The following is a 16,294-nucleotide window of genomic DNA, read 5'->3' as shown; positions in this document are numbered from 1 at the left end:
GAATGAGAGGATGTTATGATATGAGCAATTATATCGGAAATGGTGCATATTGCTACGCCAATTCAGCTTCAATGCTGCTGTCGTCCATTGGAGAAAAGGTAGACCCTGGTCTGCTTGAAACCATCGGTGGCTTTTCACTAGGGGCCTTTCGAACGCAGGAAGACCTTCTCTTTTTTGATAACTGTACTTCTAGTCCTGATCTGGCCATCAGCAAGGCGATGAGCATTCTGGGATTTCGTGTGCGCGAAAGTGTGCAATCACGGGGTACAGAGATGCCTGTAGATGAGCTAAGAGAGACTTTGAAGCAGGGTCCTGTGATGATGGGTCCGCTGGATATGGGCAAACTCGTCTACAATCCCAACTCTCCCAACCTGGGTGGTTGCGATCATTATGTAGTGGCGCTGAATATGGAGGGCGATGAAATATGCCTGCATGACCCGGCTGGATTTCCGAATGTTTTTCTGACACTGGATAAACTTGAGGAAGCATGGAAGTCTGAATTCCCATGGAGTAGCGGTGTGTATCGACGATGGTGGAGTCCTGAACGCATTGAACAGCCTGATCTGGAGGAGATTAACCGCCGGGCGTTTACTTGGTTCAAATCAACCCTTACAGAACAGCTCCATGATATCGCTGCACAGGAAGGACGAACCGGAGCTTCAGCCATTCTGCATAAGGCGGAACAGGTTCGTGCTGGAGCAATCGATGGTAATGAGTGGGCTCATTATGTGTATTTTGCTCTGCCAGTAGGCGCGCGTCGTGCCCATGATTATGGTTTGTTTTTTAAAACAATCCATCCTGACCTTTCTGTTTTGAAATACGCACAATCTCGCCAATTCGGGGAATGCCAATCCCGTCTTGTCTCCCGGAACTGGGAGGCTGCTGCGACAATCATGGTGGCACTCGCGGAGACGGAAGCCATGATCGAAGCTGCTATTTTGAAGATGGAGTGAAGATGGAGTAATGAAAGTAAAGCGAGGCTATAAGAAAGGGAGATATACATGGATGGATTAACTGACAATCGCCATATCAGGCCAGGGGAAGATGAGACATTAGAGGATCGGCAAAAGGAGCCGGATATCGCGCTTATCCAACGAGCCCAAACTGGCGATACAGAGGCCTTTGGGGAGTTGATTCACCGTTACCGTGGGCAATTGTTTCGTTATGTGCGAGCACTTACGCATGATTCTTATCTCGCAGAAGACATTTTACAGGATGGGCTTATTCGTGCGTTCATTCATATGGGACAGCTTCAGAATGCTGAGCGTTTCATGGCCTGGATGCAGCGCATTGTGCGTAATCAGGCTTACTCACATATGCAGCGCCAAGAACAGCAGCGGGAACAACATTTTTCTTCGTTCCTTGCATTTGGAGCCGATGACGCTTCATGGAGCGATCAAGACTCGCTCGACATGACGCTGAATCATCTTTTGAATGACACCGATCGGAGATCCCAGGAGACAGGCTATGATCCGTATCAAGCTGTTGCTCAGCAGGAAATGAGGAACAATCTCCACATGCTGCTGGGTTGTCTGAATGAAAGAGAACAACAGGTCTTCACATCGTATTCTATGGAGCAGCTGTCACCGCAAGAAATGGCCTGCAAATTCAATCTGACAATTGCCAATGTGTATCAAATCCTGTCCCGTTCACGTAAAAAAGTGTCTCAGCTTCATATTCATTTATCTGTAGAAGAAATGCTGGCAGAGTGGAATTCACTCGGGCAAAATCGAGTGATTCTGGAGGAACCCCTTTCGTTTCGGGCTCCCCAAACCTGGAACTCGGCAGCAGCATCCATTCACGAGATGTTAGGTTATATCGGTCCATCTCCGTCTCTCCCCATGGTTATGGGGATGAGCGGACTCTCTTTTCGTCTAACCATCCTACCTCAGGATATACATATCGCTGGCCCCACCGCCTATAACTTCAAAGAGGTGCTTACCAGAGGATTGCAACATATGGGTTATCGTTCCCATGCGGTTGAGGCTTTGGCGAGCCAAGCGGGACTCAATGCCAATCTGGTCGATCCTTCGATGCTAGAGGAGAAAGCGAAGGGGAAAAGGTTGCTTAATCCAAGACTTGTTCGGGCCCTCTCCCTAATACGTTACTCCATTCATCGGGGAATTCCGGCCGTCGTATGGGACCTGCATATTCCCGAGTTCGGATTGATCTATGGCTATGATGATGCAGCCCGGACCCTATACGGTACAGATTTCATTAAATCAGGAACAATTGCCTATGATCATGTAGGCCGGGGTGTGAATCAGGAAGTATTTGTACTGGCAGCGGAATCAGATGGCATGATACGAGAACTGAACTTGCACGCGGCACTGACAGATGCTTTGGCTCATTATCGTGGGGAGGACCCGTATACCTTGCCGAACACAGTCAGTGGTCTGGCTGCCTATGCGGTCTGGAGAGAAGCCCTAGAATATAGACGGGTAGGACCGAACGGTCATGCCTATAACATTGCGGTTTTGTGGGATGCAAGACGTTATGCAAGTGAGTTTTTCAAAGAACTTTCTCTAAAGTGGGCTTCGACTGCCCGCTATTCCAGCTTGATTCCATTCTGTCTTCAGGCGGAAGAGTTATATCGAAACATGTCCCAAAAGTTAAATATACTCGCGGAATTATGTCCTTTTCCAGATGGAGGACTGCCTAATGAGAAGCTTCATGCCGATCAGGCTATCTCGATACTTCTGGAGGTGGAGGAATTGGAGCGTGCCGCTGTCGTTGTAATAAAAGCGTTGCTTGATGGAATGGCTCAGCATTCCCCAGAAATAGTTATGGTGTGACCTAAAGTAACGATCCAATCGGGCGAATAGTAAAGCAAATATCAGGAGGCAGGACGATTCGTCAGGCCTTCTTTGTGTCTTTTTTGCTTTCATGCCAGGATAGGTTCATACTTGAACAAGAAATGATGTCATTTCAGGAATAAGGCTGCACCCCTAGCTGCATAATAACGACAGTGACCAATTTCGTTGCATGAAATTCATGGTTTTGGAAAACAATTCCTGAAAAATTCAGTTGAAAAAATCCTTCCTTGTGTACATATCGCACATATGGTCATATGGGATCTTGTCTTCATACCACATGTGGTAGGATTACGGATCTGGGACAGGAGAATAGTCGATTTTAAACCGACCGCAATGCTTGACAAAAAAATCGATTTTGTTACAATGTTCACAATATCTTCACAAGTGTAAAAAATTTCTTTTTCATGTTCATGTGTAAGAGGTGTAATATAGGGGTATAGAGTTCGGTTTCGGCCTGCTTGTCGTTTTGCGTCAACACATGTTGTCCGCAATAGACCCAAGATACAATACACGATGTGGGAACGGCCCTTGGGCTATGCTCATTCTATTGTGTGAAATTTGGTACATTTAGTTGTATTGGATGTATTTGTGGTTCGGCTCTGCTTGACAGGCATCATGAAAGTCGCGGACTTCTATCCCAAAGTAAAGGAGGACTTTCTCTTATGTCACAATCGCCTACTCAACAAGAGGTGCCGGTTACAGAAGGTGCCGACGTTTCCCAACGCCAGTCCTTGGACGTACTGGATCAACTGATGAAGCCTGAGGTACAGGAGTCTCTGACCGTTCTGGTGGAGAACCTGCCTAAACTGGCTGAAATGGTCACTGCAATGACCAAAGCTTATGACTTTGCACAAAGCGTAGCTACAGACAAAGTTCTGATCAGCGACACAATGAGCGCAATGGGCGAGTTTGCTAAACCTGTTGTAGACAAAGCTAAAGGTGTAGCTTCTGCTGCCATCGAAGCGAATGATCGTGCGCAAGCCGAGCAAACTTCGGTTGGTTTGTTCGCTATGCTCAAAATGCTTAAAGATCCAAACGTACAACAAACGCTGCGTTTTGCTCAATCATTCCTGAGCATCCTGAACGAGCGTCAACAACAGCAACGTTAAGATTAGAAGAACGGAGGATGGATATGTCGAAGCAAATTTTGATCTTGGGCGGAGGTTACGGTGGTCTGTTGACTGCGCTGACTGCGCGTCAATACCTGACACCGGAAGAAGCGACTATTACAGTCGTGAACCGTTACCCTACGCACCAAATTATTACGGAACTGCACCGTCTTGCAGCAGGAAGCATTGCTGAAAAAGCAGTTGCCCTTCCACTCGAAAAATTGCTGAGTGGTAAAAATGTGAACTTGAAAATCGATACGGTGGACACAATCAAGCCGGACGAGAAAAAAGTTCTCATGACCAGCGGTTCTACTTACTCTTACGATGCACTCGTTGTTGCCTTGGGCAGTGAAACGGCATTCTTCGGAATTCCGGGCTTGCAGGAGTACAGCTTCACGCTGAAATCCGTTAGTGATGCTAACCGCATTCGTGCACACGTGGAAGCTCGCTTGGATGCTTACAAACAATCCGGCAACAAAGCAGACGCTACGTTTGTTATCGGTGGCGGTGGTTTGACAGGTATCGAGCTTGTTGGTGAATTCGCAGACCTTCTTCCGGCTGTATGCCAAGAAAAAGGTATCGACTTCAAAGAAGTTTCCCTGTACACGGTTGAAGCAGGTCCTTCCATCCTGGCAGGATTCCCGCCAGAACTGGTTGAGCGTGCAAAATCGAGTCTGGAAAAACGTGGCGTTAACTTCATCGTTGGCGTAGCGATTACCGAAATGAAAGAAAATGAAGTTCTGCTGAAAGACGGAAGCTCGATCCCTACGAACACACTCGTATGGACTGGTGGCGTTCAAGGTAATGCAGTTGTTGCCAACAGCGGAATTGAAGTGGATCGTGGCCGTGCGAAAGTTACGGAAGTACTGCAATCCACATCTCATAAAGACGTGTTTGTTGCTGGTGACAGTGCAGTGGTCTTCCCTAGCGAAGGCGCTCGCCCATACCCTCCAACAGCACAATTGGCTTGGCAAATGGGTGAAACCATTGGTCACAACTTGGGCGTAATGTTCAAAGGTGGCGCAATGGAATCCTTCACACCAGTATTCTCCGGTACACTGGGAAGTCTGGGTCGTAAGGATGCTGTCGGCATGATCGGTGGCAACCAGACTCGTCTGAAAGGTCTGCCAGCAACCATGATGAAAGAAGCAAGTAACATCCGTTACCTTGCTCATATTCACGGTTTGTTTGCACTGGCTTACTAATACCTGTACGCCATGCAGCAAAAGGTACCCCTCCTGGGGTGCCTTTTTTATTTTAACCAACATCGGCTGGCATAGGGACTAAGCTCCTTGAAGTGATATATGAAGTGTAATCGTTGTTATCTGAAATGTTTTACTAAAAAAAGTGCTCGGTATAAACCCTATAGGGTGTATGGTATATTAAAGGAAAGACGTGTTATTCGCATCTTGTCAGATGCGCTGAACGGTAGTAATACATAGCAGCCGGCGCTTAGAAGCGTCGGCTTTCGTTTAAATTAAAGACAAGTCTGGTTTATAAATTAGGAAAACCGGGAGGAGAATGATATATGAACGTATTCGTAATTGGAGCGAACGGACAAATTGGCAAATTTCTGGTGCAGCAACTGGCGGAGGAAGGGAAACATCAGGTCACCGCGATGATTCGCAAACCGGAGCAGGCAGACCTACTTAAGCAGCTCGGTGCCAATGTCGTAATTGGTGATTTGGAAGGCAGCGTGGATGATCTGGCCGAGGCAATGAAGGATCACAATGCCATTGTATTTACAGCAGGCTCCGGTGGATCTACGGGTGCAGACCAAACATTGCTCATAGATCTCGATGGTGCAGTCAAAACCATGGAGGCGGCGCAGCAGCAGGGAATTACCAGATATATTCTGGTCAGTGCGTTTGGGGCAGATCAACGGGAGAAATGGTCAGAGGCCATTAAGCCGTATTACGTGGCGAAGCATTATGCTGATCGGGCGTTATTCGCAAGTGATCTGAATTACACCATTATCCGTCCTGGAGGTTTGAAAAATGAGCCGGGTACCGGCAAAATCTCTGTAGGAACAGATTTGAAACCGGGTAGTATCCCACGTGAAGATGTGGCTCGTGTCATCGCTGCTTCCCTCCAGGAGGAGAAGACGTATCGAATGGCTTTTGATCTGATCGCCGGGGATGACTTGGTAGAGGATGCCTTAGGTAAATTGTAATTCGTATTGTAATATAACGGGAGAATAGAATGACGGAATGAGGGGGAGCTTTGCATGAATGAAGCGGTGCTGGTGATCGAGGATGAGCCCAAAATTGCACGCCTGCTTGAACTGGAATTACAGTATGAGGGATATCAGGTAGGCAAGGCAGGCAGCGGAACGGAAGGGCTGGAGATGTATGGGAACGGGCAATGGGATCTGGTTCTGCTGGATATTATGCTGCCGGGTCTGAGTGGCATTGAAGTGCTGCGGCGGATACGTGCCAAAGATGCGACCGTGCCCATTCTGATGCTCACAGCCAAAGACTCTGTGGAAGACAAAGTCTCCGGACTCGATCTGGGGGCCAATGACTATATTACAAAACCGTTCCGGATCGAAGAACTGCTCGCGAGAGTACGTGCTGCACTGCGCCTGAGTGCTGCCTCGGCTGCTGCCCATTCTTCCTCTTCGGTCACACGGGACACAGCGCAATCATCGGAGCACACGGCGGATAATGAGACAGGCTGGCTCACCGCAGGTGGATTGAAGCTGAATGAAGGAACCCGTGAGGTATCCCGGGATGGTCAACCGATTGAGCTTACCCCGCGTGAGTTCGATCTATTGGTGTATCTGCTGCAAAACCAGCGCCAGGTGCTGAGCCGGGACCAGATTGTCCAAGCCGTATGGGGATACGATTATTATGGAGATACCAATGTGGTGGATGTGTATATCCGTTATGTGCGCAAAAAAGTCGATAACGGATTCACACCACCCTTAATACATACCGTTCGGGGTGTTGGTTACGTCCTGAAGGAGCAAGTATGAGCCTGCGCAGCAAAATCTACGGATACTCGTCCGTATTGTTCGCCGTACTGCTGATTGCTGTCAATCTGTCGGTGTATATCGTGTTTGAACGAATGTCGATCGATAACGAGATCAAGCGGGTAGAGGCTGAGGCCGAGTCTATTGTAAAAGGAGTGCGTCAGTCTGCCGGCTCCATTCCGCCGGATGACTTGCTCCGGGCCTACGCGCCGCTGGACGGCATGCTGCGGATCGTCAATGAAGACGGCACCAGCTCCCCGCCGGTGACGACCTCGGCAGAGGAGCAGCTGAGCAAGCTGTCCTACAAGTACGAAAGCGAAAAAAAATCCGAATACACCCACGTTGGGCCAATCGGCTATGTCTGGGTCTCTGTTCCAGTGATCTGGCCGGACGGAGAAGTGGTGAATCTACAAGTCACCGAGAGCATAGAGGATACCGAGAATCGCCTGTCTGTGCTTCGTACAGTTCTTGTTGCCGTGACCATCATCGCGCTGATTCCGGCCATCATCTCCAGCCGTATTCTGGCGAACCGGATGACACGGCCGATCCAGCAGATGACACGCACGATGAGTGATATTCAGTCGAGCGGACAGTTCAAGCGCCTTCCGCTCGACGAAAAATCAAAGGATGAGCTGAAAACGATGGGGCAGACGTTTAATCGTATGATGGATCTGCTCGAATCCAACTTCGAGCGGCAGGAGCGCTTTGTTTCCGATGCTTCTCATGAACTGAAAACACCTTTAACCATCATTGAAAGTTATGCCAGTCTGCTGCAACGAAGGGGTAAGGAACGACCCGAAGTATTCGACGAGGCGGTGGAAGCCATTCTGTCCGAATCCGTGCGCATGCGGGAGATGACCGAGCAGCTGCTATTGCTGGCAAAGCAGCCGGAGCAGTGGAATGTGCAGCTGGAGCGGGTGGATATCACCCAGCTTACACTGGATTCCACACGTGCATTTCGCGAAGCCTATCATCGGGAAGTCCACTGTGATGATCCAGGCAGGATATGGGCGATTAGCGATGTGAGCAAGCTGAAGCAGCTGCTTTTTATTTTGCTGGACAACGCTCGTAAGTATAGTGAGGATGCCATTGAAGTTCGGCTGGAGGCAAAGGGGCAGGAATGCCGAATTCGTATTGTAGATAAGGGGATCGGCATGCGTGAAGAGGAATTGTCCAAGGTGTTTGACCGTTTCTATCGCGTAGATCAGGCCAGAACACGCAGCGGCGGAGCAAGCGGTTCGGGCTTGGGGCTATCCCTTGCCAAAGATATCGCAGAGGCCGTGGGCGCGCGTATTGAATTGAACAGCACCGAGGGCAGAGGAACCGAGGCTTCGATTATTTTGCCCACATCCGTACAGAACGGATCACTCTCATGAAAATCTCATTCTTCTCTTATATACTGGTAAACATAGTACGATTTCGGATCATAAGAGAGTGCGTAAGGGGGAACCATGATGGAAGAGCATGAGGGGCGTCCGGAAATGAAACGGGAAAAACAACGACGCAAAGGATGGGCGAAGCCGAGACGTTCATTTTGGTGGGGTGCGGGATTCCTGGCTCTCCTTGCCGTTATAGCGATCATGTGGTGGAAGCCGTGGCAATCAGACCGCGTGATGTTAACAGCAGATGCAGCGGCCCAATCGATCTTGGATCAATATCCGGGAGAAATCGTGAATTCCACGTTGAAGGACGGAACCTATATTATGCAGCTCCGCTCCGAAACCGGACTGTATGACGTACAAGTTGATGCGGTTACGGCGACCGTGAATTCCATTAAACGGCTGGAGTCCAACCCGCAAGCCGAGGAGAAGACGTTATGGAGCCGGGAACAGATCAAGACGGAATTGCTGAAACAAACGGATGCCGCGCTGGTGTCGCTTGAACTCGTCGAGCAGCAGGGAAGCCCGGTGTATCTGGCGGTATTCAAGATGAAGAACAATACTCGGGAGCAATGGACCATTGATCCGTATACCGGAGTGAAACAGTCTTCAAAGACGCTGGAATCCTCTTCACCCGACCCGACGACAGGGGAAGGCACCAAGACTTCATTTCTGAGCGAGAAAGAAGCAGAGCAGAAGGCACTGGCTAAGGTTCCCGGGGAAGTGGATGATATCGAACTCCGTGGAACGAATAGTGGCAATCCGTATTATCTGGTTGAAATTGACCTGGAGGACGGTCGTGAGGCCATTGTGCAGGTGAATGCCATTTCAGGCGCGATTCGTTCGGTTACTTGGGATGAGGACGAGGATTAGGGACTTCACGATGGTTTAAAACTCTGCATGAAGCCAGTCACATTGCTATTCTAAGGAATAATGTGAGGTGCTCACTCCTTTTCTCATCAAATTCTAATCTGACTCTCGCTGATCTCTCATTCGTACAGGTTAATCTATAACTGTAGACGAGAACGAGAACAACAACGAGGAGATGAATGATGATGAACAAACATAAACTATGGATTGGCAGCTTGTCGGCAGCGGTGCTGCTCGGAGGATCAGCCGCTCTGGCCAGTGGGAGTGTAAATGGACAATCGGTTCAGCCTACGCAAACGTCCACTACACAATCAGTAACACAGACCCAGAACACAGATACATTGCTGACAGTCGCACAGGCAAAAGAAGCAGCCTTGAAAGCAACGGATGGCAAAGTGGATGATGTGGATCTGGAGCGCAGAAACGGCCAAACGTTCTATGAAGTTGAAATCGACAAAAAAGGAAGCAACGACGTTGTCGTTCGTTTGGATGCTTACTCAGGTAAAATCCTTGCAGTAGTCGATGATGAAGATTACGATGACGACGATGATTATAAAGGCACTGTGGCAGGTACGTCTTCCAATCACTCTGCTTCAAAACAGGTTAAACTGACAGAGGCACAAGCTTCGAACATTGCCCTGAAACAGGTGACAGGCGGAAAAGTAACCGAAATCGAACTGGATCATGATAACGGCCGTTATGTTTATGAAGTGGAACTGAGAACTGCAAATGGCGAAGCCGATGTAGACATCGATGCCAATACAGGCAAAGTGCTGTCGGTTGACCAGGATTTTGACGACGAAAATTAAGAAAAGCGTTAGCACATAGGACAATGTTATTACACAAGCTAACGAATATGAACAACATGTTGTTGCAGCTAATCTAAGTTTAGCTGGAGATAACGTATATTATAGGGATTTGGCTTATGTATAACAGAGGACGCTTCGGATGAAGCGTCTTTTTACTGTTCACTCCATAAGTTCAGTGTGTAATCGTACATGTTCCGCCGTATTGTTCACTATTCGAGCAGGAGGAGGGCGGATACAATCGTAATCAGGAGGTGAGTGCCGAGCCAATCTGAGATATAGGTAGTCTATGAAATGCATCATCGATCGGAGGAAGAAGAGACGTATCGATTTTATTGTAAGCGCTTTATAAGTAAATTACGGAGGTGTATCATTCCATGAATGAGAGTTGGTTGGAAAAGAAAACAAATTCACATCGTTTCACTCGTCGTCTATGTTATCTGCTTGCTCTAATCCTGGCGCTGCAATCGCTGGGCATGCTGGTCGCTCCGGGACAACAGGCTTCCGCTGCTCCACTCAGTGTGACCAACGGGGTACAGTTCAAGGATACAAACGGCAATGTCATTCATGCCCATGGGGGCGGGATGATTAAGGCTAACGGGTATTATTACTGGTTTGGGGAGAATCGCAATCCTAATGGGACGTTCAAGGCGGTTTCTGTATACCGCTCAGCAGATCTGAAAAACTGGGAGTATCGCAATGATGTGCTCACCAGCAGCTCGGCTGCCGAGTTGAACATTTCCAACATCGAACGTCCGAAAGTCATCTATAACAGTGCAACAGGTAAGTATGTTCTTTGGATGCATAAGGAAAACGGAGTCGACTATGGTGAAGCCAGAGTGGCTGTAGCCACCTCAAGTACAGTGGATGGCAATTATACGTATGTGGGCAGCTATCGTCCGCTTGGCTATGATTCGAGAGACATGACGGTGTACAACGACAACGGAACGGCTTATCTCATCTCCGCGACCAAAGTGAATGCCGACCTGAATATTTACAAGCTGACTCCTGATTTCCTCGGTGTGGAATCGCTCGTAACGACGCTGTGGCCGGGTCAATATCGTGAGGCGCCTGCCATGTTCAAAAAGGGTGGCGTCTACTTCCTGATCACATCCGGGGCTACGGGATGGAATCCGAATCAGGCCAAATATGCGACCGCTACCAGCATAACGGGCACCTGGAGCGGCCTGAGCAACTTTGGAGATAGTACAACCTACGGTTCCCAATCCGCATACGTGCTTCCGGTCGAAGGCTCACAGACAACATCCTATCTCTATATGGGTGATCGCTGGGCTGGCGCCTGGAGCGGGCCAGTGCAGGATTCCAAGTATGTATGGCTGCCGGTGTCTTTCCCAAGTGCAACCAGTCTGGCGATGAACTGGGCAAGCACGGTTATCATTGATGCAGCCACGGGTTCCGTAACCGGAGTGGATACGCCCGATGTCTGGGACCCGAACGCCTCGTATCAGTTGATTAGTCGCAAAAGCAATAAATTGCTTAGTGTCATCGGAGGTTCTGCGGATAATGGTGCGGATCTGGAGCAGCGGGCAGACGGCGGCACAACCAGCCAGCAGTGGCAGATCACGGATGCAGGTGGTGGTTATGTCAAAATCATTAATCGTTCCAGCGGCAAGCTGATCGGTGTAGAAAATGGTTCCACAGCGGATGGAGCTGTTATCGAGCAGTGGAACGATGGCGGCTGGGCCAGTCAGCAATGGCAGTTGGTTAGTGTGGGCGGTGGTTATTATAAATTGAAAAACCGCAGCACAGGCAAGGTGCTTGATATTTCAGGACAATCTCTGGCAGACGGCGCTGCTGCAATCCAGTGGACCGATAATGGCGGTACGAATCAACACTTCCAGATTGTTAAGGTTCAAGAAGAGTTTATTTTAAGGTGAGAGATTATTCATCGAGATGATCTTGTGAAGCCCTTGTCCGGCACCTCTAGGTGAGACAAGGGTTTTTTCGTGTGTTCACCCCTGTTACGTGAATAATGATACTGAGAAGATATCCAGATGATTTCATGTGTTGCAATGTATTTCCGATCATGAACATCCCAATCTGTGGTAAACTAGTAGAATTGTAGAAATAATAGAGACAGGGGCTGGATAACGAAGTGAGTGAAAAACAAGTACTGTCAATTGAAGGCTTGCGTATGCGGTATAACGGGCGTTATGTGCTCAATGGGATTGATCTGGAAGTGAATCGGGGGGAGATGATCGGATACATCGGTCCGAACGGCGCGGGTAAAAGCACAACGGTCAAGATTTTGCTCGGACTGGTTGAGGGGTATGTGGGTACGGTCCGCATCTTTGGCAAGGATATCGCGGATGGTGACGCGGAATATAAGCGCAGAATCGGTTATGTACCGGAAGTCGCGGAGCTATACGAGCAATTAACCCCGGCAGAGTATCTGACCTTTATAGGAGAATTGTACGGGCTGTCCTATGAAGATGCCGATTATAAGGCAAAGCGGTTAATGGACTGTTTTGGACTGGAAAAATCATATCATTCCCGCATTGCTTCCTTCTCCAAAGGCATGCGTCAGAAGGTGCTGCTGATCTCCGCGCTGCTGCATGACCCGGATTTGTTGTTCCTGGATGAACCGCTCAGCGGTCTGGATGCCAACAGTGTAATGGTGGTAAAGGAGATTTTGACACAGCTGTCGGCCAAAGGCACAACCATATTCTATTCGTCACACATCATGGATGTGGTGGAGAAGATCAGCAGCCGAATCGTTCTGATTGCCGAAGGACGTGTGATGGCTGATGGTACGTTCAGGCAGCTTCAGCAGCAATCCATGGAAGGCTCACTAGAGGAAGTATTCAATCAACTGACGGGCTTCAATGAGCATCGAGCAATTGCAGAACGCTTCGTGTCCATCGTGCAGGAGGTGTACTGATATGGCGGAATCCTCCGACTTCCGCACGCTGAAGATTCTGGATCGTTTTCGGTCTGTCATCGTCAAAACAGGGGCGGATTATGATGTATTGCGTTTGATTCTACGGGTGAAGTTCCAGATGGATCAGCGGAGGGTGCCAACGGTATTGTCAGCGCGCAATGGCAATAAGGAGCAGAAAGAAGGCAACCTGTATCTGCGTTCCCTCTGGTTGTATGCACTGATGGGGCTGATTATGGTTCCGTTTGTTGTCTGGGATACGGGACATTATATGCTCCAGATGGGTCTAGTGACTGCCATGCTGATGTTTATGATCATGACCTCCATGATCTCCGACTTTTCTTCGGTGCTGCTCGATATTCGGGATCGTAATATTATCATGACCAAGCCGGTAAATGGACGCACTGTTGGCTTGGCCCGTGCCATCCACGCAGGAGTTTATCTGCTGCTGCTGACAGGCTCCCTGACGGCTGCACCGCTGATAGCGGGATTGATTACCCACGGAATCGGCTTTTTCCTGCTTTTTCTGGTGGAACTGATTCTGATTAATATGTTAATTCTGGTGACCACGTCCCTGATCTATCTATTCATGATGAAGTTTCTGGATGGGGAGAAACTGAAGGACATGATCAATATGGTGCAGATTCTGCTCTCCATCGGGATCGCTGCAGGTTATCAGCTGGTCATACGTTCATTTAGTATCATCGATTTTAATATGGTGTTCACACCTGCCTGGTGGCAGTTGCTGCTGCCTCCGGTATGGTATGCAGCAGCATTTGAGCTGCTGTTCGGCGGCGAGGGAAATGCCTGGCTGTATACTTTCTCGGCGCTTGCTGTGATCGTTCCGCTGGTCAGTTTGTTGGTGTACGTGAAGCTTATGCCTTCGTTCGAATTGTATTTGGAGAAAATGGCACACGCAGGTCAGGCCTCTGGACGAAGACGTGGGGGTTGGGATCGCATCATGGCGAAGGTATTCTCCCGTTCCAGAGAGGAGCAAGCGTGCTTTCGTTTATCTGCCAGTATGATGCGAAGTGAAAGGGAGTTTAAGCTGAAGGTATACCCTTCAGTTGGTTTAGCTTTTGTATTGCCCTATGTATTCTGGTTCACCCAATTGCAGAGTTCTTCGTGGGCAGAATTCAGGGAAAGCTCCTTCTTTTACACGCTATATATTGTGCTCTTGCTGATTGTGTCTGTTGTGACCATGCTGAAGTATTCCGGCCAATACAAGGCGTTTTGGACCTTCCGAGCGGCCCCTCTGGCCAACGAGAATGTGTTATATAGCGGAGCGCTGAAAGCTTTCTTATGCAATATGTTTCTGCCCGTATTTATATTGAACGCTATTGTATTTGTGTGGACCTTTGGGTTAAGAGTTCTTCCTGATTTGGTCGTTATATTTTTAGTGGCAACCGCACTTATCCCGCTGTCTGGAAAGCTGTTGATGCGAAAACCGCCGTTCTCCCAATCCTTTAGTGTGGCCGGGCAGAGTGATGGCTGGCTCGTCTTTGCCTTCTTTCCGCTCATGGGTTTGTTATGGGGATTACATGTATTTATCCGCACCCTACCAGCAGGCATCTGGATCTATGTAGCGCTCCTGGTCGTGATCAATATGCTGTTCTGGGCGATGCTGCATCGGGTGAAGCGGGCCTCTGTAACGGTTGAAGGGTAAGGCGGACGGTAGCAGATTGAGATTGAATGTGAAGTGTAGAAGATGTGTATGTGAAGAAAAGTGGCTTAAAGCCTAAAGCCAATCCGGTTTTGATGACCTGGATTGGCTTTTTGCGTTATTTCCCATTTTTTATGTGACTCGCTGAATTTTAAAAATGGAGAAAATAAATGATAGGGCGAACGGTAACAGAGATCTCGATTCTGGAGCCCTTAAAAGATTAGAAGATTGAATTAGTGTGCTAAATCGGTAGCATTGGTTGTTAAGCATGGGGGTTTCCGCTTTGCAGGACAGCCACTGCCAGCTGATCGGCTGCATCCGCCGTGGAGAGGGCAGACTGCGCTGCTATCGCATAGACCTTGGACAGCGTGCCCGCAATCCCCGCCACCTTTTGGCGGATCAGGTCGGGCCCTGCGCCTTCCAGCTCGTAGGCGGTGCTGATGATTCCGCCTGCGTTGAGCACATAGTCAGGCGCGTACAGGATGCCGCGCGCCTGCAAGCGGCGAACAACCAGCTCCCGGTGGCTGAGCTGGTTGTTCGCCGCCCCGGCAACGATGGAGCAGCGCAGCTCCTCCACCGATGCCGGGGTTAACACGCCCCCTAGGGCACAGGGGGCGAACACCTTGCAGTCAGCGGCGTGAATATGGGCCGGATCGGCCGAGGTGGCGCCGCTGAACTGCAGAAGGGCACGTTGTACACGCTCCGGTACAACGTCTGCCACGATGAGCCGTGCCCCAACTGCATGCAGGTGACGGCACAGGGCATACCCAACCTTGCCCAGTCCCTGGACAGCAATGGGAATGCCCTGTAATGTGGCGATGCCTTGATGACTTAGCGAGGTCACGATGCCGGTGTACACACCGTAAGCGGTCATCTCGGCGGTGAAGTCATCCTGTGCGCCCAGTGATCCGGTCATATCGGTCACATAGGAAGTCTCCAATCGGATCTGATCCATGTCAGTGGACGTGGTGCCTAGATCAAGACCGGTAATATAGCGACCGTTCAGTCGTTCAAGAAAACGTCCAAGGGCTCGAAAGATATGGGCTCGCCCTGTGTTGGTGTTGGGAATGGTGAGTTGATGGGAACTAGAATCGGAATCCACGACGTTCTCAATGGGGAATGAAGAACTAGCTTGGGATTTAGGCTGTGCAGGGGAAGTGTTTACCTTCCACTCCGTGGGGATATTCCAGACAACCGCTTTCCCGCCGCCATAAGGCAGACCGGAAACGGCTGATTTATAGGTCATACCTCTAGCAAGCTGCATAGCATCGCGGATTGCATCCTCTTCTGAGGCGTATGCCCAGCAGCGACATCCTCCGAGCGCTGGCCCGAGTGCCGTACTATGAATTGCGACCACTGCTTTCAGCCCGCTACTTGGGTCGTGACAAAATAGGAGTTCTTCCATCCCTTCCTGCTCCATCTCCTGCCATAGCTGCATGGATGCTCCCCCCTTTTTGATGTATCATTGATGGGTATCGATTGTTCGCATGGTGTATCCCATGGTGTTCGGCGATTACTAATGCTTCAGCATATTCAACGATAGAGCCTTTCGCCCCTAGGTCTGTTACCGGGTTGATAATCGCAGTAAACAATTCTATAATGGCAGTTCTGGCATCATATCGATTGCAAGTAGACCGTTTAAAATCACACCATAACGTCCAATGATGAAGATAAGAATTAATAATACTTGGTTAGTCTGAGAGCAAACGGAAGATCAGGAACTTAGGCTGGCAGTAACAGGTCTGATCATTAGGACGTGTCTCAAAACTTGCTGAAGT

The 16,294-nt window shown here is 49.3% G+C and carries 13 protein-coding genes; 12 read left to right on the top strand and 1 reads right to left on the bottom strand.

The window, feature by feature from the left end; translation table 11 throughout:
- Positions 1-20: 20 nt before the first annotated feature.
- From MKY42_RS31270 to MKY42_RS31215, 12 genes are all read left to right on the top strand, one after another.
- Positions 21-953 carry a hypothetical protein gene (locus MKY42_RS31270; protein ID WP_090903112.1) on the top strand — a complete coding sequence of 311 codons (933 nt, stop codon included), beginning with the start codon at positions 21-23 and terminating at the stop codon, positions 951-953.
- A 48-nt stretch (positions 954-1,001) separates the two neighbouring features.
- Positions 1,002-2,795: a sigma-70 family RNA polymerase sigma factor gene (locus MKY42_RS31265; protein WP_339847354.1), complete on the top strand. Its 1,794-nt coding sequence runs from the start codon at positions 1,002-1,004 to the stop codon at positions 2,793-2,795.
- A 683-nt stretch (positions 2,796-3,478) separates the two neighbouring features.
- Positions 3,479-3,925 (top strand): DUF1641 domain-containing protein, encoded by a 447-nt coding sequence (locus tag MKY42_RS31260; RefSeq protein ID WP_090903116.1) that lies wholly within the window; start codon positions 3,479-3,481, stop codon positions 3,923-3,925.
- Between the two features lie 23 nt (positions 3,926-3,948).
- Complete coding sequence (locus MKY42_RS31255) at positions 3,949-5,130, top strand: NAD(P)/FAD-dependent oxidoreductase (protein WP_076287362.1); 1,182 nt, start codon at positions 3,949-3,951, stop codon at positions 5,128-5,130.
- 323 nt (positions 5,131-5,453) lie between these two features.
- Positions 5,454-6,098 (top strand): SDR family oxidoreductase, encoded by a 645-nt coding sequence (locus tag MKY42_RS31250; RefSeq protein ID WP_179262487.1) that lies wholly within the window; start codon positions 5,454-5,456, stop codon positions 6,096-6,098.
- A gap of 54 nt (positions 6,099-6,152) precedes the next feature.
- Entirely contained in the window at positions 6,153-6,902 is a 750-nt protein-coding gene (locus tag MKY42_RS31245) for a response regulator transcription factor (RefSeq protein WP_179262489.1), read from the top strand.
- Entirely contained in the window at positions 6,899-8,275 is a 1,377-nt protein-coding gene (locus MKY42_RS31240) for an ATP-binding protein (RefSeq protein ID WP_339847345.1), read from the top strand. Before MKY42_RS31245 ends, MKY42_RS31240 begins: the two co-directional genes overlap by 4 nt.
- A 75-nt stretch (positions 8,276-8,350) precedes the next feature.
- On the top strand, positions 8,351-9,151 hold the full coding sequence (locus tag MKY42_RS31235) for a PepSY domain-containing protein (protein ID WP_339847343.1): 801 nt from the start codon (positions 8,351-8,353) through the stop codon (positions 9,149-9,151).
- 176 nt (positions 9,152-9,327) lie between these two features.
- Positions 9,328-9,957 (top strand): PepSY domain-containing protein, encoded by a 630-nt coding sequence (locus MKY42_RS31230; protein ID WP_339847341.1) that lies wholly within the window; start codon positions 9,328-9,330, stop codon positions 9,955-9,957.
- 374 nt (positions 9,958-10,331) lie between these two features.
- Positions 10,332-11,852, top strand: a complete 1,521-nt coding sequence (locus tag MKY42_RS31225; protein WP_339847339.1) for an RICIN domain-containing protein — start codon at positions 10,332-10,334, stop codon at positions 11,850-11,852.
- A 218-nt stretch (positions 11,853-12,070) separates the two neighbouring features.
- Positions 12,071-12,856 carry an ABC transporter ATP-binding protein gene (locus tag MKY42_RS31220; RefSeq protein ID WP_090903130.1) on the top strand — a complete coding sequence of 262 codons (786 nt, stop codon included), beginning with the start codon at positions 12,071-12,073 and terminating at the stop codon, positions 12,854-12,856.
- Between the two features lies 1 nt (position 12,857).
- The gene (locus MKY42_RS31215) at positions 12,858-14,519 is read left to right on the top strand and encodes a hypothetical protein (RefSeq protein WP_339847335.1); all 1,662 of its coding nucleotides are present in this window, start codon (positions 12,858-12,860) and stop codon (positions 14,517-14,519) included.
- A 259-nt stretch (positions 14,520-14,778) separates the two neighbouring features.
- Here the strand turns inward: MKY42_RS31215 and MKY42_RS31210 are convergent, their stop codons facing one another.
- Entirely contained in the window at positions 14,779-15,954 is a 1,176-nt protein-coding gene (locus tag MKY42_RS31210; RefSeq protein WP_339847332.1) for a Glu/Leu/Phe/Val dehydrogenase dimerization domain-containing protein, read from the bottom strand.
- Positions 15,955-16,294: the final 340 nt, after the last annotated feature.

This window comes from Paenibacillus sp. FSL W7-1088, from assembly GCF_037969855.1.
Taxonomy (GTDB): Bacteria; Bacillota; Bacilli; order Paenibacillales; family Paenibacillaceae; genus Paenibacillus.
This window is presented reverse-complemented; position numbering and strand designations above follow the sequence as displayed.